The following is a 20,446-nucleotide window of genomic DNA, read 5'->3' as shown; positions in this document are numbered from 1 at the left end:
CTATGAAATTAAGTGTTTTTATCGATCGTCCTATCCTTTCTATGGTTATTTCTATTCTAATCGTGTTATTAGGTAGTATTTCAGTTTTAATTTTACCAGTCGATCAATATCCACAAATAACACCTCCTTTGGTAAAAGTGAGTGCCAGTTATCCTGGTGCTGGTTCCGTTACTGTTGCTCAAGCTATAGCAACTCCAATAGAGCAGGAGTTAAATGGGACACCAGGTATGATCTATATGGAATCGACGAGTTCGAATTCTGGATCTTTATCGATAAACGTGACTTTTGATGTCGGTACAGATCCTGAAATTGCTGCTGTTGATATTCAGAATCGTGTAAAATTAGCGGAGTCTAGATTACCTGCAGAAGTGGTTCAAAATGGTATTAAAATTGAAAGACAAGCAGCTTCTCAACTTTTAACAATATCGCTAACCTCTACCGATCCTAAGTACGACGAAATTTATTTAAGTAATTATGCGACCATTAATATTTTGGATGTGTTGCGTCGCGTGCCAGGTGTAGGACGTGTATCTAATGTTGGAAGTAGATACTATTCTATGAGAATTTGGGTGTATCCTGATGCGATGGCAGGATTTGGACTTACAGTGAATGATATTCGTGATGCCATTCGTGATCAGAACCGCGAATCTGCTGCCGGAGAATTAGGCTTACAACCAATTACCGATGCCGATATTAGTATCCCTCTGGTTACTTCAGGGCGTCTAGAAAAGGCCGAAGAGTTTGAAAATATTATAGTTCGTGCCCGTTCCGATGGCTCTTTTATTCGTTTACGAGATGTAGCACGAATAGAGTTAGAAGCTTCAAGCTACAACCAGGAATCGGGTATGGATAATAAGAACGCAGCTATTTTGGCTATTTATCTTTTGCCAGGAGCTAATGCTTTAGAAGTAGCTGATAATGTTCGAACAGAAATGAACGGGATAAGTAAAGATTTTCCGGATGGTATTAATTATGATATCCCGTTCGATATGACAAACTATATTTCGGCTTCCATAAAGGAAGTATATATGACTTTGTTTGAGGCTCTGTTTTTAGTGGTATTGGTTGTTTTCTTATCACTTCAGAACTGGCGCTCTACTCTGGTGCCTATAATAGCGGTTCCTATTTCTCTTATTGGTACATTTACTTTTATGCTGGCTTTAGGGTTTTCAATAAATCTTTTAACGCTTTTAGGATTGGTTCTTGCCATTGGTATTGTGGTCGACGATGCCATTGTGGTGGTAGAAAATGTTGAACGTTTAATGGAGGAAAAAGGTATTTCGGCTCGGGAAGCCACACACATGGCCATGAAAGAGTTATCAGGGGCATTAATAGCAACGTCGTTGGTATTGGTGGCTGTATTTATTCCTGTTAGTTTTCTGCCGGGGATTTCAGGACAACTTTACCGGCAATTTTCAGTAACAATTGTAATATCGGTATTGTTGTCAACAGTAGTAGCCTTAACGCTGAGTCCCGCTTTATGTGCCTTATTGTTAAAACCTAAGCAGGGTAAAAGTAATAAGGTTTTTGATGCCATAAATAAATGGCTTGAAACAGGTTTGAATTATTATTTAAAGTATATTAATCTATCAATAAAAAATACAAAACGTGTTATTGCTTTCTTCGGAATGGTCTTGATAGCCATCTTTATTTTGTTTCGAATCATTCCAACTTCTTTTATTCCGGCAGAAGATCAAGGACAATTTACAGTTGAATTGGAAATGCCAGAGGGGGCAACTTTACAGCGAACATCTGAAGTTACTAAGCGTGCTGTCGATTTTATTCTTCAGAATCCCTATGTTAAGAATGTTCAGAATGTAACCGGAAGTAGCCCGCGATTAGGTACTTCGCAAGCGCGTTCTGCTTTAACCATATTATTGAAAGATTGGAGTGATCGCGAAGATACTGAGGGGCAAGTTGACGAGATTATTGAATCTTTAAGAGAAGAGTTTTATTATTACCCGGAAGCCAGGTTTTATATAACTAAACCGCCAGTAATTCCTGGTTTAGGAAGTTCAGGAGGATTTGAAATGCAATTGCAGGCAAAAGGGGATGCTTCTTTTGAAGACTTAGCAGATGCAGTTGATACACTGCTTTTTTATGCAAATCAACGTAAAGAACTTTCTGGCGTGTCTTCTTCTCTTCAAAATGAAGTACCACAATTGTATTTCGATGTTGATCGTGATGCGGCAAAATTTCAAGGTATTCCACTTTCAGATGTGTATAATTCTATGAAAGCCTTTTTAGGAACTATGTATGTGAACGATTTTAATATGTTTAATAGAATATATAGGGTAAATATTCAGGCTGATGAGGAATTTAGACGAAGTAAAGAAAATTTAAACCTGTTTTTCGTACGAGCTAGTAATGGGATTATGGTACCGGTAACGGCTATTGGAACCTTCGACTACACAACAGGTCCCGGAAGTATTAAACGGTTTAATATGTTTACCTCGGCAGTAATTCGAGGCGAAGCTGGTTCTGGATATAGTACGGGACAGGCTATGGATGTTATGGAGGAGCTGGTCGCTAATAAATTACCAGATAATATTGGACTGGAATGGAGTGGGATTTCTTATCAGGAGAAACGAGCTGGAGGGCAAACAGGTTATATAATGGTTTTAGTTCTAATTTTGGTATTCTTATTTTTGGCAGCGCAATATGAAAGTTGGAGCATTCCTATATCGGTATTACTGTCATTACCAATTGCCGCGTTAGGAGCCTTACTGGGTATCTGGGTTGTAGGTCTCGAAAATGATATTTATTTTCAAATAGGATTGGTTACTTTAATTGGTTTGGCAACCAAGAATGCCATATTAATAGCCGAGGTTGCAAAGCAACAGATTGAATCAGGTACAAGTGTTTTGGACGCCGTTATAAGAGCAGGAGAGACAAGGTTTCGTCCTATAGTTATGACTTCATTAGCATTTATTTTAGGGATGTTCCCATTAGTAATTGCTTCCGGTCCCGGAGCGGCAAGCAGACATTCTATAGGTACAGGGGTGTTCTTTGGGATGCTGGTGGCCATAAGCATTGGAATTATTACGGTGCCTTTCTTTTTTCATTTAATCTATGCTTATAAAAAAACTAAAAAATGATTTCTAGTAGATTGAGTAACATAGTAATTTATATTATTTTCAGCTTTACTTTTATAGTTAGTTCATGTCGTGTTGGGCATAAATTTCAGAAGCCTGAAACCAAAATGCCAGAGCAATTTTCCGAGCTTTTAACCGATACTACTTCTGTTGGCGATATGAAATGGTGGGAGATTTTTAAGGATACTCTCTTAAAAGGGTATATAAAAACGGCAGTTGAAAATAATTATGAATTGCAAATAGCCATTTCTCGAGTAGAAGAATTTAGAGCTCAGAAGCGTATTGCTCAGAGTGATTTATTTCCTTTGGTCAACCTAGAAGCCGAAAAGGATTATGAGAAATATAAAGGTTCTGCAAAACAAGAAGATAACCTGCTGTTTGCCGAAGTTTCATGGGAACTGGATGTCTGGGGGCGTTTACGTTGGCAACGCGAAGCCGGTATAGCAGATTTTTTAGCTACTCAGGAAGCCCAAAATGCCGTGTTACAATCTTTAATAACCAATGTGGCTGTGACCTATTTTGAATTAATGGCTTCTAAAAAGGAATTAGAAATTATTAATCAGACAAAGATTGCGCGTGAAGAAGGGGTTCGATTGGCTAAGTTGCGTTATGAAGGGGGGTTAACCTCCGAAACACCATACCGTCAGGCTGAATCTGAATTGGCAAAGACTCTGACTTTGATACCTGAGGTGAAATATGATATAACTGCCAGCAATAACTTATTAGCAACGTTAATGGGTAAGTTTCCTCAGGAAACTATAGCTTCAACACCCTTAGAAGAGCACAAAATTCCGGATTCCGTTCCTGTAGGCTTACCTTCAAATCTTATAGAGCGTAGACCAGATATTCGACTTGCTGAAAAGGAGATAATTATAGCAAACGCCGAGGTAGGAATGGCCTTAACTAATATGTTTCCAAAAATAAGTTTAACAGCTGAGTTTGGCGCAGAAAGTTCAGCTTTAAGTGATTTATTTAGTAGCCCATATCATTATCTTTCCGGACAATTGTTGGCGCCTATTTTTAATGCAGGTGCAAACAGGGCAAAGCACAGAGCCGCCAAGGAAGTTTTGAAACAAAAAGCCTTAGCATACGATCAGGTGGTTTTGAAATCTTTTGAAGAAACACAAAATGCCCTGGCAGCTGTAAAACGAGCTAAAGATGTGCGCGCAGCTTTGGAAAAGCTTGAACGGTCATCGAGAGGTTATCTAAAATTAGCCGAACTTCAGCATATAAATGGTGTTGTAAATTATTTGGATGTTTTAGATGCTCAGCGTGTGTTGTTTGATGCTGAGTTGCGCTTAAACAATGCCATTCGGGACGAAAAAATAAGTTATACTAGATTATACAAAGTACTTGGAGGTGGTTGGTAATGGTTTATTTATGCTGTTGCTTATTATACAGATTTTGAATTAATATACTTAGCTTTGAATTACTACTAAATAAAAATCCATTTTTATTCATATAAGTCGACTCTTTTTGATTTAAATCTAAAGGGTTTCCAAAAATATCACTAACAGAAGCACCAATTTCTTTATAGATACAGGCTACTGCCGCATAATCCCATAAACTTCCTCCACCTTCTTTTTGTTTAGGAAAACCAAAATAACAGGAAGGAATACTATCCAGAGCTTGACAGGCATTAATAACAGTGCCGTAAGGAGGGTTAATGATTAATTCTTCGGCTTCGATTTGTAGAGCAATTATTTCGAGTTCTTTTAGAATATAGGGGTAATAGGGTTGTTTAGTGATACTGCGGTTGTAATAGAAATTAAGAGGATTGTTACTGGTGTCTTTCGGTATTGACCAAGAGCTCTCATTTTTATACGCCCCCTGATTGTTTATAGCATGGTAAAGTATATTTTTAACAGGGTCGAAAACAACACCAATTTGGGGTGTGCCGTCTACAGAGATTAAAGCGATTGAAACACCAAATCCTGGCATGTTTTCAGTAAAGGGCAGTGTGCCATCTAATGGATCTATGCACCAAAAATAGTCTTTATTAAGTCGGCTTTTGTCATCGGTGGTTTCTTCCGTTAGTAGTCCTAAGTCATATGTTTCAATGGTAGGTTTTAAGTGGTTTAATATAATTTCTTGACTTTTAAAATCGACTTCCGTAACAACTTGAGCAGCTTCACTATTACCGGTCGATTTTTTGTGAATTTCAAAAGAGGAATTTCTATAGCTGTTAATTAAAGTACCAGCTTCCATAGCAGCATTCTTAGCAACTTCACATAGTTGGTTAAGTATTTCTTGGTTTAATTTCAAAATGAATTGGTTTGATGTTATTACTCGTTTGAATTCAGTTGATGTATTACTTGCCTAGCTAGTTTTTCGCTATAGCTGTTTATTTTCCAGTGTCCAGGACTCCAACCTTTCATAAATCGGTGAAAATCGGTCCATGCCACCGGAAATAAAAAACGCCATTCTAATTCTAAAGCTTCAAAATTCATTGATGAATTCATTTCTATTAAGGCTGATTTAAGAACAGAAAAATAATAATCTAATAATTCTGTTTCAAATTTTTCACAATCGTTTTCATATAAGCAGCTACCTATAAAATAAGCAACATCTTTTATGCCGCAACCACCACCTACGTATTGAAAATCGACTGCTCCCACCCGTTTTCCGTCGTCAGAAAAACAAAAATTAGCCAGTTTGGCGTCCCCATGAACAAACGTTTTGTACTGACATTCATTTAAGGTTTTGTCAATTAATTTGGCTGTTTTTTTTAACCCTAAATCTTGAAGAGCATCTAATTCATCAGGTCTGGTGTCTAAATGCCAATAGGTGCCAATGTCCCATAATCCGGAAGGTTTTTCTTGTATAAAGGAAGCGTGGAAATAAGCTAACCAGCTTAGGCATAGTTTCATTTCAGATATATTAACCGATGATTTTCTTACTGAAAATCCGCTTTCATTTAAATCTTCCAGTATAATAATAGCTTCACCGTTTAAGTTTTTACTGTAAATACAGTTTGGCGTATAGCAGGAATTATTAAGTTTTCCATTCCAATCACTGTAATATGCCATCTCTACTTGATAAGATTTTAATTTTCGAAGGTGGGAAATGTTGGTATTCCAACCACGTGGGTGATGTTGTTTTCCTGGTAATTTAATATGTTTTACAACAATACTTTTAAAAGGGGCGTTTTTAAGAAAACACCGGCGTATTTCTCCATAACCACTCCAAAGGGATTGTACAAGTTCGGTTTTTTCTATAGCCTCAGCTTTGGTTTTATTAAGTATTATTTTTTCAATATGCGTATCCATATTTATTTGGGGAGTCATGTGATTTTATATCGTAAAATTACATATTGAGTTCTAAATAGTATATTTTCTTTATAAATACTTTGTTTATTTTATCTAAACAAAACTGAAATTTAAAGTTCTAAATAAAAAACGCCAGTGAAAATTACTGGCGTTTTTTGATTAGACAGGCTTGTATTTTATTGAAGTAAATGTTTTTGCTTGCCTTCTTTTAATACATCTTTTAATAATGCAAATAAGCGTGTTTTAAGAGCTTTGTAATCACTCATAAATTTGTTAATGCTATTTGTTAGATTGTTGTGTTCACGTTTGTAATCGTTTTCTTTGGCGATTTGGTTTATACTATCAACCATAATTTCTAATCCTTTTTCATGTGCTACCACTTGGTCAATTAAATGATTTGTGTCTTTTTCTAAAATATTTAATTTATCGGTAATGGATTTGCTTTCTTGAAAGTGTTTTGTGTTTATAAGTTGAAGCGTGTACGATTTTACCAAATCGTTAAAAAACAATTGTTCATCGTAAACAAATCTTAGCTCTGATAACCATTCGAGAGAGGTTTGATGCATATTCTCAGCAGTTAACCACTCAACATATTTTGGTGTTACTACTTTTGTTTTCATTGTTTTAATTTTGAGACAATAGAAAGTTGTTTTTTAACGCACTTTTCTATTTAGTTATCCTATTTAACCTCGATAGATTTTTTCGTGGTTTCTTCTTCGTCTGCTTCTTTTTTTAATAATTTCACGGTTAATATACCATGTTTATAAGAAGCGTTAATGTCCTGGTTTAAGTCTAGTGATGGTGGAAGCATCATAGATCTTTTAAAAGATTCATAACTAAATTCTTTTCTTGAATAATTATCATCTTTATGCTCATCGTGTTGTTCTTTTTTGCCAGAAACATGAAGAACGTCATCTTCAATGGTAACTTCAAAATCATTTTTGTCGAATCCTGGTGCTGCAAATTCTATTTCAAAATCGTTTTCATTTTCTTTAATATTCATTGCAGGCATAAGGCTATTTTCTTCGAAGAAATCATCTTTAAAAGCATCATCAATTTTAATAAGATCGTTTAAATCATTAAAAGTGGTGTTGAAGAATCGGTCATTCCAAGGTCTTAATAGACCGCTGGTCCATGGCGTAAATAATCGGGTATCGGCAGGGGATACGCGATTACGTTTACTGCGTTTTGTTAATGTTGTCATGATTCTACTTTTTAGTTAAACTTAAGTTGTCTAAGAAGGTATTTAATCAAAAAATAAAATCCTATGATAATTATCAGTAATTGAAAGATTTTTGAAAGAATATATAACCTGAAATGAAGGTTTTATAACTTATAATGTAAGTTCTATAGTGGAATTTAATTTTGGAATAGTTACTTCCCAGTTATAGGTGTTTTTTAGTTTTAATCTGAAAGCATCCATGGCATGGGGCTCTCCATGAATTAGGAAAATTTTTTCAGGTTGATTTTTTATGTTGCTTAACCAGTTTAAAAGTCCATTTTGGTCGGCATGTGCAGATAAACTTTCTATATTTTTAATACTTGCTTTTACAGGATAGTATTTGCCATAGAATTTAATTTCATGAGCACCTTCCTGTAATTGGCGCCCACGCGTACCTTCGGCCTGATACCCTACTAAAAGTACTGTCGTATTCTTGTTATCTATTAATTGCTGTAAATAGGTTAAAACACGTCCGCCAGTTACCATACCACTACCTGCTATAATAATTTTAGATCTTTTATCATCAATAGTATCCCAGGTTTCTTTGTACGATTCAATAATATTCATATGATTACACATGGCATTATATTCAGACGAAGTGAGTTTATGCCACTGCGGAAAGCGATTAAATACTTCAAGAACATTATTTCCCATAGGACTATCAATAAATATGGGGATATTGGGAATCTTATTTTTTTTGTAAAGTGCCCAAAGTAAGTACATAACGGTCTGCAAACGCTCCACGGCAAAGCAGGGAATGATAAGGTTTCCATTTTTATGGATGGTATCGGAAATAATTTCAGAAATCATTTCATCAAGGTTCTCTTTGGGGTGAAGTTTATCGCCATAAGTACTTTCCATGAAAAGGAAATCGGCATATTCAGGTTTTTTTGGCGGACTTAATAAATAGTCTTGTTGACGTCCAACATCACCCGAAAAAACAAATCGCTTGTTAAAAATATCCAATTCAATATAGGTAGCCCCGATTATATGTCCGTTATATAGTAATCGATAGGCTATATTCGTTGATAGGTTAGTCCATTTGTTTTCTTCCTCTGTCTGAAATAATTCAATGGTTTTAGTGGCTTCATGTTGGTTGTAAAAGGGACGTGCAGGATGGTGAATCGTATAATTTTCTTGATTGGCTTTTTTAGCTTCTTCTTCCTGTATTTTGGCACTGTCACGTAGAATAATTTCGGCAATAGCCAAGGTGGGAGCAGTTCCAATAATTTTTCCTGAGAATCCTTGTTTTACAAGTCGGGGCAGATAACCAACATGGTCTAAATGGCCATGTGTTAAGAGTACAATATCAATATCGTCAACATTTACTGGAAGATTATCCCAGTTGCGGTTTCGAAGTTCTTTTAAACCTTGAAACATGCCACAGTCGATTAAAATTGTTTTTTCTGAAGTTTTAACCAGAAACTTAGATCCGGTAACGGTTTCAGCGCCTCCTAAAAAACTAATATGTACAGGCTGGCTCATGATATTAACTGTTACATAGCAAGGCTATTTCATTAAAAATTTTGTCTTTACGAACCTCAGAAATTCCAAGATGATCTAAAAAGAATGCATCTCCGATTAAATCTCTGCAAAGAACAATATCACGACTTAAAAGAAATTGTTTTTCACGATTTGTTAGTAGGGTAGACACTGTAATAGGATAGAGGTTTAAACGGTCTATACGATCTTTTAAACCGTTGTTTTCTGGGTAGTCCCAGCTTAGTAAGTATAGGTTGGCACAACGGCCATATTGTATGGCGTCTTCGGTAAATCTGGTGTTGGTAACTAGCCAACCCTGTGTAAGATGTGAGTTAAATTCGGGGTTTAAATCCCAATGGTTTTTTATGTCGTTATAACGTGAATGTATATATAATGGAATTTTCACATTGCAATTTAATCCCTCTTCACTGTGGAATTTACATTCAATTAGGGTTGTTTCACTGTTTTTATTAGCGACGATATCAACTTCATGCGTCACGCAGGTCCCTGGTATAATTTTATCAGTTTCTGTTGTATAACCTGAATATTTTAAAATAGCACTAACAAAGCGTTCAAAGGGAAAACCCGTTGGACCTAGTTCGTAAATAGCCTTTTTTAGCTTGTATTTAGAAGCAAAACAACCTTTTTGTTTCTTTAAAAGTGCAAAGGCACGATTGTAAATTTCTTTGGTTGAAATACCTTGGTAAAGCTCATCACGAACTTTATCAAGTATTTGAGTGATGAATATGTTTTCGGCTCCCGATTTTTTAAGTGAAGACTTAAGTTTTTCTAATGAAAATTTTACTTTTTCACCAGATGATTTAATAATATCAATAGCATCAGACTTCATGAATAATAAGTTAGCTAGCCGTATGTTTTTTAGGGATTACTAAGAAAGGAACTATGGGGTGAAATCCTATTTTATTTACAACGGGTTCTCTCAAGATATTTTCAATAAAACTATGTTTGTAATTTATCATAGCCAACATGTCGATATTTAATTCTTGAATAAAATCGTTAATCTCCGCACTTTTATTAGCATAGTTAGGCATCCAGTGGAAACTATGATCATAATCTAACAGTATGCTGTCTAGTTCTTTCATATGTTCCTCTTGAAGAGTTGTTAATTGCTCTTCTTCGTTAATGTGTACGATTCTTATTTTTGAATTGAATAACTCTGTAGCTCTCATTAAGGGCATTAATTCTTCTTTGCTATAAGATCTATTAAAATGTGTAGGGAACGCTATTTGTGTAGGTTTTACGAACTCGAATTCTTCAGGAATTACAAGTATGGGGCAGTCTTTTATATGGTTTATTAATTGTACGGTGTTACTCCCAAAGAAAAATTCTTTTGTCCCTGTATGACCTTTAGTACCCATGATAATTAAATTAATAGCTTTATCGCGGACAACCATGTTTATAGCACTGTTTAAATTTTCAGTACTTTGAATAATTTTAAATTCATGATTGGCATTGGCATCAGAAGATTCAGCAAGTTGTTTTAGTTCTACTAAGGTCTTCATTTCAGCATCACACATAGTTTTTAGAAGCTTGTTTGAGAAATTAGCAAAAGCTGTATACTTGATATTTACCGCATTTAAAAGATAAAATGTACATGGTTCATCAGCAAAGAGTTTTAAAGCATATACAACGGCATTCCAAGCATTATCTGAAAAATCTGTAGGGATTAAAATTTTGTTTTCCATAGGTTTATATTTAATCGATTATAGATGGGATTACTAAAAATGGGACTTTAAGGTGAAATCCTATCTGGTTTACTTTGGATTTAAAAAATAGATTTTCAAAAAAGGAGTGCTTATTATTTATCATTATCAAAAAGTTTATTTTATTTTTTTGAAGAAACTTGGTAATGCCCTCTGTTACAGTTTGATTACTAACTAAATGAAAAGCTGGGTGAAATGTCTTTAAGGCTGCATCTAAACTGAGCTTATTGCTTTTTTGTTTCTCCGATAATTCATAACCGAAAGTCATATTTAAAATATTTAATCGGGTCGTGTACATAGACAATATAGTAATAATTGGGCTTATATGGTGCGATTCGTATGGGATTTCAAAATCGGTAGGAAACAGAACATCATAAGGTTTGTCGAATGCATACCCAGCAGGTATGGCCAATACGGGGCATTTAGCATTTTTATAAACATGTACTGTGTTTGAACCAAATAAAATTTCTTCGGCACCCGTAGCACCTTTTGTGCCCATAACAATGTAATTTATGTTTTTTTCTTCTACAATGCTATTAATTTCCTCTGTTAGGGTATTAAATGAAGCAATACTTTCAATATTGTGGTTGGGAAAATTATAGTTAGTATTAATTCGATTTTTTAATTCTCTGAGTTTAGTTTCTGCATGATCCCTCATGGATTTAATAGCATCGAAGTGTGCTGGGTCTGCATGTGCATATTCTATTTGGTAAATAATAGGGGTGTATGTATTTAATAAATAAAAAGTGCAGTTTTCTGATTTAAATAACTGAAGTGCATATGAAATCGCATTCCATGAATTTTCAGAAAAGTCCGTGGGTAATAATACTTTTATCATGACAATTAGTTTTAATCGTTTTATAAAACTAAAAACTAATTACTTATTTAGCTATGATAAATGTTAGTTTATGTATTGTTTATTAAAAGGAGTGCATTGATTAAGTTGATGTTATAGTTGTATTACCTGAATGTATGCAGTAGTGTTAATGTAACTGTAGGATAAAGCTCTTAAAAAAATAATATATTATTAGGGCTATTTAGATTGGGGAAGCATCAAGAATTATTTCATTCAATTTAATTCCCCATTTCAATAACCCAAATACCTCGCAGTTCATTTTCCGAATAACCAAGCGCTTTATCATTTGGATAAAGTGATTTTAATCTTTTTAAAGTGTTGGGTAATACTTCGGATTCCGGTTGACCGTGACATTGTAAACACATTTTATTGGTCATGATAGGGTAATAGCCAATTAGCTTGTCTCCTAGGTTTTTTATTTGAGGTTGTGGGGACTGATTATTATTGATTCGTTTTTTACTAAGTTCTATGTAGGCCAGCTCATCATCATTGGCCGCATTTTTTGGATTTCTATTTTTGTCTGAAACGCGTTTTATCTTCGCTTGCTGGGCTATTGCCATACTATCGGTTAAAGGGATGGCTCTGGTGTTACAGAAAGATATAGCTTTTTCAGTTCCTTTATTTTGAATAGCCAGCATAAGGTTTTTACCAAGCACAGCTTTAGTGTTCATTGCTATTTGTCTTCCTTGATCTATGGGTGTCGTATTGTTTTTTAATCGATATTTTGCACGTTCCTCATTAAAATGTTGCTCAAACCACCCTGGTTTTTCAAGGTTTGTATTAAAAATATAAGCAGCTATTTCCTTCAAGTCGGATTCACGGTAACCCATGCGTGGCATCAGATTAAAACGATGTACCGCATTAGGCATTTTTGATTTTTCAACCGTGGGATTATTTAAAAAATCGATAAGGTCTTTAGTAAATGCTTCCTCCGTTGTTTCGGTACTAATATAATGTCTTTTAATAGCTTCCATTGGTGGAGCAATTCTGTTCTCCATGTTATCAGTAGGACTATGACAAGTTAAGCAGTTGTTTTTTAGTAAACTAAATCCGTTAGAAGAATTTTGTGTACTGTTTGAAATTCTGTAATCAGGAATGTTATTGGTTTTTTCTTTTTTACCACAATTAGTTGTTAATATAAAAATTGCAGAAATTAATAAGAGAAGATTGTTTTTCATTTTATAAATATATAATTATAGTAAACCACATGTTTCGTTATTACTGTTTATTATAGTATTAAATGTTCAGCCGTAATATAAGTGGGTATATAAGAGTCATTATTTACGATATTTTGCGTGTAATAATGGCTCATATGGTTTTATCGATAAAAGCATGTTAAGATTAAAAACCCTATAAAATATCGTTTTCATTTATTATTTCAGCCAGTTAGCTTTTGGTGTTATTTATAAATACTAAATTATTGAAACGGACTTATATCCACAGCAACCTGAGTTACATAAGAAGAAGAGGTTAAAGTAATAATTTTTGTTTAGTATAGGTAGGAGATACTCTTAAAAAACGATTGTTTTAATTAAATTCTAATTCTGGATATATTTTTAATTCTGAAATACTTTCGATGTTACCAGGATAACTTTTACCCCGTAATTTTTGTACTGTATGAGCTTTTAAATTATTATCAGGAAAAGTGGTAATAAGATTTTGAAGATCCTTTTGTTTTAACTCATGATCATCAGTTAATAGCCAGGCATCTTCATTTTCTTCTTTCAAAATGGCCGGCATGCGTGATTCTTTTAATTTAGGGCTATTATGAATTTTGTGCATCATCTTATTCCCCTTGGTTGTTATAATACTAAAACTTAATAAATTCTCTCCCGTATAAGGGTTAGTCCATTCGCTATATAATCCTGCAAGGGCTAAAGGCATTTTGTCTTTGCGGTAAATATAAAATGGATAAGTGTTTTTTTCATAGTGATGGTGTTCGTAAAAACCATCAATGTATATAATACAGCGTTTGTGTTTAATTGAATCTTTAAATGCGGCTTTGTCAAAGAGCGTTTCAACACGGGCATTGAGTGTATTATTCCAAAGGGATTTTAGTTGTTGGGTGTTCATTACCCATTGAGGAACCAACCCCCAAGTAGCCACAACAGGGAAGTTTGGTTTATGGTTAGTATAAATGAGTAATTTTGGATGACTAAAGCCTGAAGCATGATATAGTGGTAAATTAGTAAGGGGAATTAACTTCTCTGTAATTTCTTCAATAGCTGCTAAGTCACCACGACGTTGAGCACGTTTAAGCTGAGCTTCATATGTTGCTTTGATATCATAGCACATATTTTTTCAAAATAGCATTTAGGGCATAGAGGAATAAAATTGCAATGAGAATGGTAAAATAAATACTGGTGGTAATACTTTTTACTAAAGAGAAGAACTCGGTCATATTTACAGTATATTCCGAAATATCAGGGAAGTTTCTTAATAGGGTGATGATACCTAGGTTTTCTATGTAGTCCGCTATTCCAGCCAGTATTGGTAATAAGCAAAAGTATTGATAGGGTGTTTTAAATATGTTTAGTTTTTTTAGAAAATATCCTAAAATCAAACAATAGCTTATTGCAAAGAGTAGGGGGTAAATCATGTCCAAAGGCAATTGATTTGTTAAATAGGCCTGACGTCCCGGTTCGCCAAGAGCCTCAAATAATCTATTCACATAAGATATATCGTAGCCTGTTGGAATCATGTCTAAGATTTTGAGATTGTTAGAGTAGGACATCACCTTAGGAATACTCACCAAAAGCATAAAAGCATAAAGGAGATTGGTTAAGATAAAAAACAAGAGAACTTTTTTACCTGAAGCCTGGTTTTTTATAAAGTTGAAGGGTTGTGTCATATTTAAAAGTCTAATTGTTGGCAATTGTTAACACTGGCTAACTCTTAAAAGTTATTTTGTGTTATTTTGTTGGTTTATAGTATTAAATATATAAAAAAAGAATAAGTGACTGAAGGATATCTTTCAAATCCTTAGTTCATTTTATGTTAAATAAAATTTAAATGTAACTATATTAGTTACATATTAAAAAATATTATTAACTTTGTACCCGTTATGAATAATACCAGATTTGCTACAGCATTACATATTTTAACACTTCTAGCCGATAGTGAAGGAGAATGGGTGAGTTCTGAGTGGATTGCAGGAAGTATTAATATTAATCCTGTAGTTGTTCGTAAGGAATTAAGTGTGTTGAATGAAGCTGGGCTAGTAATTAGTAAAAAGGGTAAAACAGGGGGAAATGCACTTGCTAAAAGCAGTGCATATATTACTCTGGATACTATTTATTTGGCAGTTAAAAATTCTGAGGTTTTGGGTAAACGTAATGTAAAAACAAATCCAAAATGCCCTATAGGTAAAACTATTAATGAGAAATTAGATGGCTTATTTAAAAGTATTGATACTATGGTAAATAATGAGCTAAGGGGTAAAACGCTTGAAAATTTTGTGGCAGAATTTCATTGATATTTTTTTAACCATTAATGTAACAATAATTATTACAATTAAATATTTATAAACATGAAAATTGGAATTACCGGTGCAACCGGACAACTAGGAGCTCTTGTAGTAGAGCATTTAAAAGAAAGAACAAACGCTTCAAATTTAGTAGCACTTGTGCGTTCTCCAAAGAAAGTGGAAGGAATAGAGGCTAGAACTTTTGATTATGAAAATTCAGATAATTTATCTGAAGTCTTAAAAGGAATTGATACGCTTTTATTGATTTCAGGAAATGAAATAGGTAAAAGAGCTAGTCAGCATGAAAATGTAATTAGGGCAGCTAAAGAAGCTGATGTTAAATGGATCGTTTATACCAGTTTACTTAAAGCTGATACTACTAGTATTAATCTTGCTGGTGAACACCTAGCAACAGAAAAATTATTAAAAGAATCTGGAATTGCCTACACCATTTTAAGAAATGGATGGTACACCGAAAATTATACGGGTTCTGTACCAGGAGCAGTAGGAGCAGGAGCCTTTGTAGGTAGTGCAGGAAATGGAAAAATTTCATCAGCAACTCGTAATGATTATGCTGAAGCTGCAGCGGTAGTTTTGACTAGTGAAAATAACAAAAATAGTGTTTTTGAACTTGCAGGAGATGAGTCGTATACTCTGGAAGACTTAGCTCAGGAAATTTCAAAACAAATAAATAAAGAGATTCCTTATAACAACTTACCCGAAAAAGACTATTGCGACATATTAAAAGGTTTAGGTCTTCCGGATGTTTTTGCCGAAGGAATAGCTAGCTGGGATGTAAGTGCGTCAAAAGGCGATCTATTTTATGAAGAAAAAACCTTATCTAAGCTAATTGGTCGACCTACAACACCATTGTCTGAAGCGGTAAAGGCTGTCTTAAATTAATAAAGTATAACCTAAAATATTGATGAACAAAAATGTACATCTACAATTGTTATTAAAATAATAGGGAATACCGGGTTTTCAAATTTTAAATACAAAGCACCTAATTAACATGCCAGTAGTTTATGATAGTACTTAAACTGCTGGCATATTTATTATATAATTAAGTTATAAGTAATTATCAGTACTTCAAAACAGAATTAATTTAGCTTTATTTTGTCTCAAATACATAGGAGCAAATGTTGTAATGAGAACTATTACTGATGAGGGATAAGTAACCCCATTATATGATATATAAAGGTTATTTTTAGCTTAAACCCAAATAGTCAAATGAATCATATCATTAGTGGTAAGATTCAATTTTTTTCGTATTTCAGCCTTTATTGGAAGAATATAAGTATTTCTCTTAGTGTCAAACCAAATAGCCGTTTCCCATCTTTTCGAACCTATTTCAGCAATGGCCTTCATACGACCCCAACCTTCTTCCTGCCATTTTAAATTTTCTCGAATCTCTTTTGATATAAAATTAGGCACCGAAGTAAAATGCCATCCTCCCGGTGCGTTATGCTGCCATATTTTGGCAGAAAAATGGTACTGAATTTTAACTTCCATTAAATTTATAATATTGCTTTAATAGCTATTCACTTATCTAATATATTCAAAATAAATACTTGATGTTGAGCTATGCTAATTTAGGAAAAAGAGATTTTAGTGCTGAAGTTTAAGGAGGTTAAGAGCAAATTATTATTAAGCATGTATTATTTATCAGTTGATAATTAATGAATCAATATATCAATATCTTTTTCTAAACGAATCATGTCCTTGTCATTTGTCCCATCATAAATGCCTCTTATTTGTCTTTTCTTGTCTATCAGAATAAAGTTTGGGGTATGTATGAAATCTTGTAGGCCACCATCACCTTGTTCAACTACAGCAAAGAAACTCTTTCTTGCTAACTCATAAATATGCTTTTTGTCTCCGGTAGTTATATTCCATTTAGAATCTATAACGCCTTTTTCTATAGCGTATTTTTTTAAAACCGCTATGCTATCGATTTCGGGAGTTACCGACAAGGATAAAAACATAATATCATCATATTCGAACAAAAGATTTTGGAGTTTTACCATATTACTAGTCATTATGGGGCATATAGTTGGACATCTCGTAAAAAAGAAATCGACAACATAAATTTTGTCTTTATAGTCGTCTTGAGTTATTGTTATTCCGTTTTGATTTATTAACTCAAAATCGGCAACTGTATGATTTGTGTTTTTTTCATGGAGACTTATATCTACTAACTTAGGATTAAAGTCTGAAGGATTATAAATGGGTAGTTGTCTTGTTTTTTTACAGGAAAACATGAAACAAACTATTAAAATATACAGTATAGGTTGTGCTTTATTATATACCATAAATTATGTTATTTTGTTTCAGAAAGGCTTTTGCTTCTTCTAGTTCAGGTCTTTTGCTTTTTACATTTTCAGTTTGTTTTAGCAATAAGTTAAAATAACGGATTGCCTTTAAACGATTGCCCGTTTGTTTTGCGGCTATAGCAGCTCCATAAATTCCATTAAACCTATTAGGTCTTCTTTGTTGGTTTAATTCATAAATAGCTAAGGCTTCTTGGGGTTGATTCAGTGCCAAAAGCATATCTGCTAAGAGTTCATCTGCTGGTAATATTTCCCCTGGCGTTACAGGGTGTTTGGATGTTTTACTTTCCAAATTTGCAGCCGAATACATATGAATCAAAGCTTGTTTATTTTTGCCTTTTTTTAATTGCATCCATGCTTTAATAGTTGTTATTTCAATGGTCAATTGATTAGCTTCGTAAGTTTTATTTTGACTTAATAGTTGTGATTTAAAGGCCTCTAATAAGTTCAGTTCCTTTTGGGCAGTTTCCAAATTGTTAATGTGTATATTTCCTAAAGCTTTTGCAAAATGAAGTAAAGATGCCTGCCAGGGAAACGCTTTCCAATTTATCTCTAATTGATTTGGTAATTTGAGATTCGCAGCTTCTTTCCAGTTTTTGTTCTCAACTGCCAAACGAGCAGGAATAGCAGCTGCAGTATATGCTAATTTAAAATTTGGAGGAAAAATTTCTTTGAATGTTTTAAGGTAGTCGTACTGCTCATATGCTAGCTCATTATTGCCTGTTTGTAAATAGGCGTACACTAAATAACCCATAGCGTGTACCTCCTCATCCCAATGTGCACCAGGAGCAATATTTTCTGCATAGCAAATGGCAGATTCAGCCGAACTAATATTAGAACTAATGGATTCGTTCCAGAGTCCTAAACGCGTAAATATGTGCGATGGCATATGTTGTGCATGTGCAGAATTTGGTGCAATAGAGGCATATCGTCTAGCAGTATTTAATCCTAATAAAGCTAATTCAGGATAATCATAGGCGTGAATTATATAATGCGCTATGCCTGGGTGATTGGGTTCTTTTTTAAATAAAGTTTCTAGTATTTTTCCTGATTCTCTTTGTTTAGAATAGGTTTTATCACTTGGTAGAGCTGAGGCGCGCAATGCTAATGCATAAAAAACCGAAACTTCAGTATCATCTTTATATGTTTGATACATGTTTAACATTTTTTGAGCATATCTATCCTTTCTTGTTTGCGTGTCTATGTTCTCCCAATCTAAATAGAACGCCCCAATAGCTTCAATATACTGTTCTGCTTTTTTTGATTTAGGTAATGTTTTGGCAATGGACAATAGTTTTACACCTTTTTCTAGATCAGATGTATTTGGTGGAGCCCATAAATCATGATAAATGCTCATAGCTACACCCCAATAGGCCATAGCGCATTGTGGGTCTTTATCTATAACTTTTACAAAGGCCTTTTCGGCTTCTGCATATTCAAAGGAGTGGAGTAAGGAAATGGCAAGATTAAATTTATCTCGTGTTTCTTGGCTGCAAGATTCAGAGAAGTTAACATCTCCAAATTGTCCGTCTCCGCATAATTGTAATTCACCTCTTAGTAGGTTTAAGGAGCTTATATTGGGCTTGTGGGGGCTGTTTTTACATGAAAGAAGTAAGGAAAAGAATAGAATGGCTATGTTTAACAGTATCTTATTAGAATATTTCATTCTAATAAGATACAATATTAATAATTAAGCATTTAGGTTGTGTGTAAACTACTCTAAATGTTTTTAGAATTTAATTGTTTTCATAGCCCTATTCTTTTGAACAAGTTTTTATACCAAAAGGCATATAAAGCGGACAAAAGCTTACTAGGCTTGTTAAAACAAAAATAGCTGCGAATATTACAAGTATTAGGCCTAACGTTCCAGAGATGATTTCCGTAAAATAAAGAGTACCAATAACAGCAGCGATTATAATTCTGATAATTCGGTCTGCCGAACCCATATTTTTTTTCATGGTTTCATGTTTTAAAGATCAATGCTCTATAAAGTTAATTGATTTTTTGTGACCTTCCATTACAAATTTTAAAATTATTTAAATATTAGAGGATTAAACACCTTTAATTTGTCATATCTAAAACATCCCGAAGGCAGTTACTTTAAACGGTATCTATCTTTATTGAAGTCATAGTTAATGAACCTGCAACTGGCTTATCATTAAATAATGTAATGTTTTCGTTGTCTTCTTTAAATGCTAAGGTGTAAAGTAATGGCAAATAATGCTCCGGTGTAGGAATAGCAAGATTGAAGGCGCTTCCTTGCGATTTAAAATCAATTAAAGGTTGAAAGTCCCCATTTAAAATATGGTGTTTTATGGTTTCATTTGCTTCAGTAGCCCAGTCGAAAGCAAATTCTTCATTGAGCTTATTCCATGCTACCATTCGTAGGTTATGAACGATATTTCCACTTCCAATAATCAATATACTGTTTTGGCGAAGACTGCTAATTTCTTTTGCAAGTTCATAATGGTAACGTGCAGGTTTTGTGTAATCAATACTCATTTGTATTACAGGAATTTCAGCGTCTGGGTATAAATGTTTTATAACACTCCACGCACCGTGATCAAGTCCCCATTTATCATCTAAGCCAACTTCTGTTTTAGTAATCAATCCTTTTGTTTGTTGAGCTAATTCAAGACTTCCTGGTGCCGGATACTGAACATCGAACAATGCTCGAGGAAAGCCGCTAAAATCGTGAATAGTTGGTGGGTTTTGCATGGCAGTTACAAAAGTTCCTTTTGTTTCCCAATGGGCAGAAATACATAGAATGGCATTGGGTTTTGCTATTTCTTTGCCTATTTTTCTAAATCCAGTAACAAATTCGTTTTCTTCAATGGCATTCATGGGACTACCATGCCCTAGAAATAGGACGGGCATTTTACTCGTGCTATTCATGGATGCTGATATTTTATTTAAAACTCTTAACTTCATAATCAAAGCCATTAGTACGCTAACCTGATGGCATTCATAATATCTGGGTTAGTATTTGGAAGTAGGTGATT

Annotated in this window: 20 protein-coding genes; 4 read left to right on the top strand and 16 right to left on the bottom strand. The window is 34.1% G+C overall.

Annotation, left to right across the window (positions count from 1 at the left end; genetic code table 11):
* Positions 1-2: 2 nt before the first annotated feature.
* Positions 3-3,098 carry an efflux RND transporter permease subunit gene (locus tag H611_RS0101955; RefSeq protein WP_027136763.1) on the top strand — a complete coding sequence of 1,032 codons (3,096 nt, stop codon included), beginning with the start codon at positions 3-5 and terminating at the stop codon, positions 3,096-3,098.
* Positions 3,095-4,465, top strand: coding sequence for an efflux transporter outer membrane subunit (locus H611_RS0101950; protein WP_035483140.1), 1,371 nt, complete (start codon positions 3,095-3,097; stop codon positions 4,463-4,465). Before H611_RS0101955 ends, H611_RS0101950 begins: the two co-directional genes overlap by 4 nt.
* Before the next feature lie 4 nt (positions 4,466-4,469).
* Here H611_RS0101950 and H611_RS0101945 read toward each other — a convergent pair whose 3' ends face one another.
* From H611_RS0101945 to H611_RS0101895, 11 genes are all read right to left on the bottom strand, one after another.
* Positions 4,470-5,360, bottom strand: a complete 891-nt coding sequence (locus H611_RS0101945; protein WP_027136761.1) for a 3'(2'),5'-bisphosphate nucleotidase CysQ family protein — start codon at positions 5,358-5,360, stop codon at positions 4,470-4,472.
* Between the two features lie 20 nt (positions 5,361-5,380).
* Positions 5,381-6,382 (bottom strand): ecdysteroid 22-kinase family protein, encoded by a 1,002-nt coding sequence (locus H611_RS0101940; protein ID WP_245574753.1) that lies wholly within the window; start codon positions 6,380-6,382, stop codon positions 5,381-5,383.
* A 158-nt stretch (positions 6,383-6,540) separates the two neighbouring features.
* Positions 6,541-6,984, bottom strand: a complete 444-nt coding sequence (locus H611_RS0101935; protein WP_027136759.1) for a hypothetical protein — start codon at positions 6,982-6,984, stop codon at positions 6,541-6,543.
* A gap of 59 nt (positions 6,985-7,043) precedes the next feature.
* Positions 7,044-7,568, bottom strand: coding sequence for an Hsp20/alpha crystallin family protein (locus H611_RS13805; RefSeq protein WP_084158120.1), 525 nt, complete (start codon positions 7,566-7,568; stop codon positions 7,044-7,046).
* A gap of 129 nt (positions 7,569-7,697) precedes the next feature.
* On the bottom strand, positions 7,698-9,071 hold the full coding sequence (locus tag H611_RS0101925) for an MBL fold metallo-hydrolase RNA specificity domain-containing protein (protein ID WP_027136758.1): 1,374 nt from the start codon (positions 9,069-9,071) through the stop codon (positions 7,698-7,700).
* Between the two features lie 4 nt (positions 9,072-9,075).
* Complete coding sequence (locus H611_RS0101920) at positions 9,076-9,918, bottom strand: ATP cone domain-containing protein (RefSeq protein WP_027136757.1); 843 nt, start codon at positions 9,916-9,918, stop codon at positions 9,076-9,078.
* Between the two features lie 10 nt (positions 9,919-9,928).
* Positions 9,929-10,774, bottom strand: coding sequence for a universal stress protein (locus H611_RS0101915; RefSeq protein WP_027136756.1), 846 nt, complete (start codon positions 10,772-10,774; stop codon positions 9,929-9,931).
* Between the two features lie 10 nt (positions 10,775-10,784).
* Positions 10,785-11,630, bottom strand: coding sequence for a universal stress protein (locus H611_RS0101910; RefSeq protein ID WP_027136755.1), 846 nt, complete (start codon positions 11,628-11,630; stop codon positions 10,785-10,787).
* A 236-nt stretch (positions 11,631-11,866) separates the two neighbouring features.
* A complete protein-coding gene (locus H611_RS0101905; RefSeq protein ID WP_027136754.1) occupies positions 11,867-12,826 on the bottom strand; it encodes a Tll0287-like domain-containing protein in 960 nt (319 codons plus the stop codon).
* A 349-nt stretch (positions 12,827-13,175) separates the two neighbouring features.
* Positions 13,176-13,943 carry an SOS response-associated peptidase gene (locus H611_RS0101900; RefSeq protein WP_027136753.1) on the bottom strand — a complete coding sequence of 256 codons (768 nt, stop codon included), beginning with the start codon at positions 13,941-13,943 and terminating at the stop codon, positions 13,176-13,178.
* Positions 13,933-14,499 carry a hypothetical protein gene (locus H611_RS0101895; RefSeq protein WP_027136752.1) on the bottom strand — a complete coding sequence of 189 codons (567 nt, stop codon included), beginning with the start codon at positions 14,497-14,499 and terminating at the stop codon, positions 13,933-13,935. Before H611_RS0101895 ends, H611_RS0101900 begins: the two co-directional genes overlap by 11 nt.
* Positions 14,500-14,712: 213 nt before the next feature.
* Between H611_RS0101895 and H611_RS0101890 the strand changes: the two genes are divergently transcribed.
* Both H611_RS0101890 and H611_RS0101885 read left to right on the top strand, forming a co-directional pair.
* Positions 14,713-15,123, top strand: a complete 411-nt coding sequence (locus H611_RS0101890) for an Rrf2 family transcriptional regulator (RefSeq protein ID WP_027136751.1) — start codon at positions 14,713-14,715, stop codon at positions 15,121-15,123.
* 54 nt (positions 15,124-15,177) lie between these two features.
* Positions 15,178-16,017 (top strand): SDR family oxidoreductase, encoded by an 840-nt coding sequence (locus H611_RS0101885; RefSeq protein WP_027136750.1) that lies wholly within the window; start codon positions 15,178-15,180, stop codon positions 16,015-16,017.
* A 309-nt stretch (positions 16,018-16,326) separates the two neighbouring features.
* Here H611_RS0101885 and H611_RS0101880 read toward each other — a convergent pair whose 3' ends face one another.
* The 5 genes from H611_RS0101880 to ygiD all read right to left on the bottom strand — a co-directional run bounded on the left by H611_RS0101880 (position 16,327) and on the right by ygiD (position 20,375).
* Positions 16,327-16,626, bottom strand: a complete 300-nt coding sequence (locus H611_RS0101880; protein WP_035483138.1) for a DUF1905 domain-containing protein — start codon at positions 16,624-16,626, stop codon at positions 16,327-16,329.
* A gap of 164 nt (positions 16,627-16,790) precedes the next feature.
* Positions 16,791-17,375, bottom strand: coding sequence for an SCO family protein (locus tag H611_RS0101875; protein WP_245574752.1), 585 nt, complete (start codon positions 17,373-17,375; stop codon positions 16,791-16,793).
* Between the two features lie 40 nt (positions 17,376-17,415).
* The gene (locus H611_RS0101870; RefSeq protein WP_027136747.1) at positions 17,416-19,110 is read right to left on the bottom strand and encodes a tetratricopeptide repeat protein; all 1,695 of its coding nucleotides are present in this window, start codon (positions 19,108-19,110) and stop codon (positions 17,416-17,418) included.
* Between the two features lie 88 nt (positions 19,111-19,198).
* Positions 19,199-19,402: a YgaP family membrane protein gene (locus H611_RS0101865; protein WP_027136746.1), complete on the bottom strand. Its 204-nt coding sequence runs from the start codon at positions 19,400-19,402 to the stop codon at positions 19,199-19,201.
* Between the two features lie 142 nt (positions 19,403-19,544).
* A complete protein-coding gene (gene ygiD / locus H611_RS0101860; protein ID WP_027136745.1) occupies positions 19,545-20,375 on the bottom strand; it encodes a 4,5-DOPA-extradiol-dioxygenase in 831 nt (276 codons plus the stop codon).
* Between the last annotated feature and the right edge of the window lie 71 nt (positions 20,376-20,446).

Source organism: Gaetbulibacter saemankumensis DSM 17032, assembly GCF_000425645.1.
In the GTDB taxonomy this organism is placed as follows: Bacteria; Bacteroidota; Bacteroidia; order Flavobacteriales; family Flavobacteriaceae; genus Gaetbulibacter; species Gaetbulibacter saemankumensis.
The sequence above is the reverse complement of the archived record's forward strand: the minus strand, read 5'-3'. Positions and strand labels throughout refer to the sequence as shown.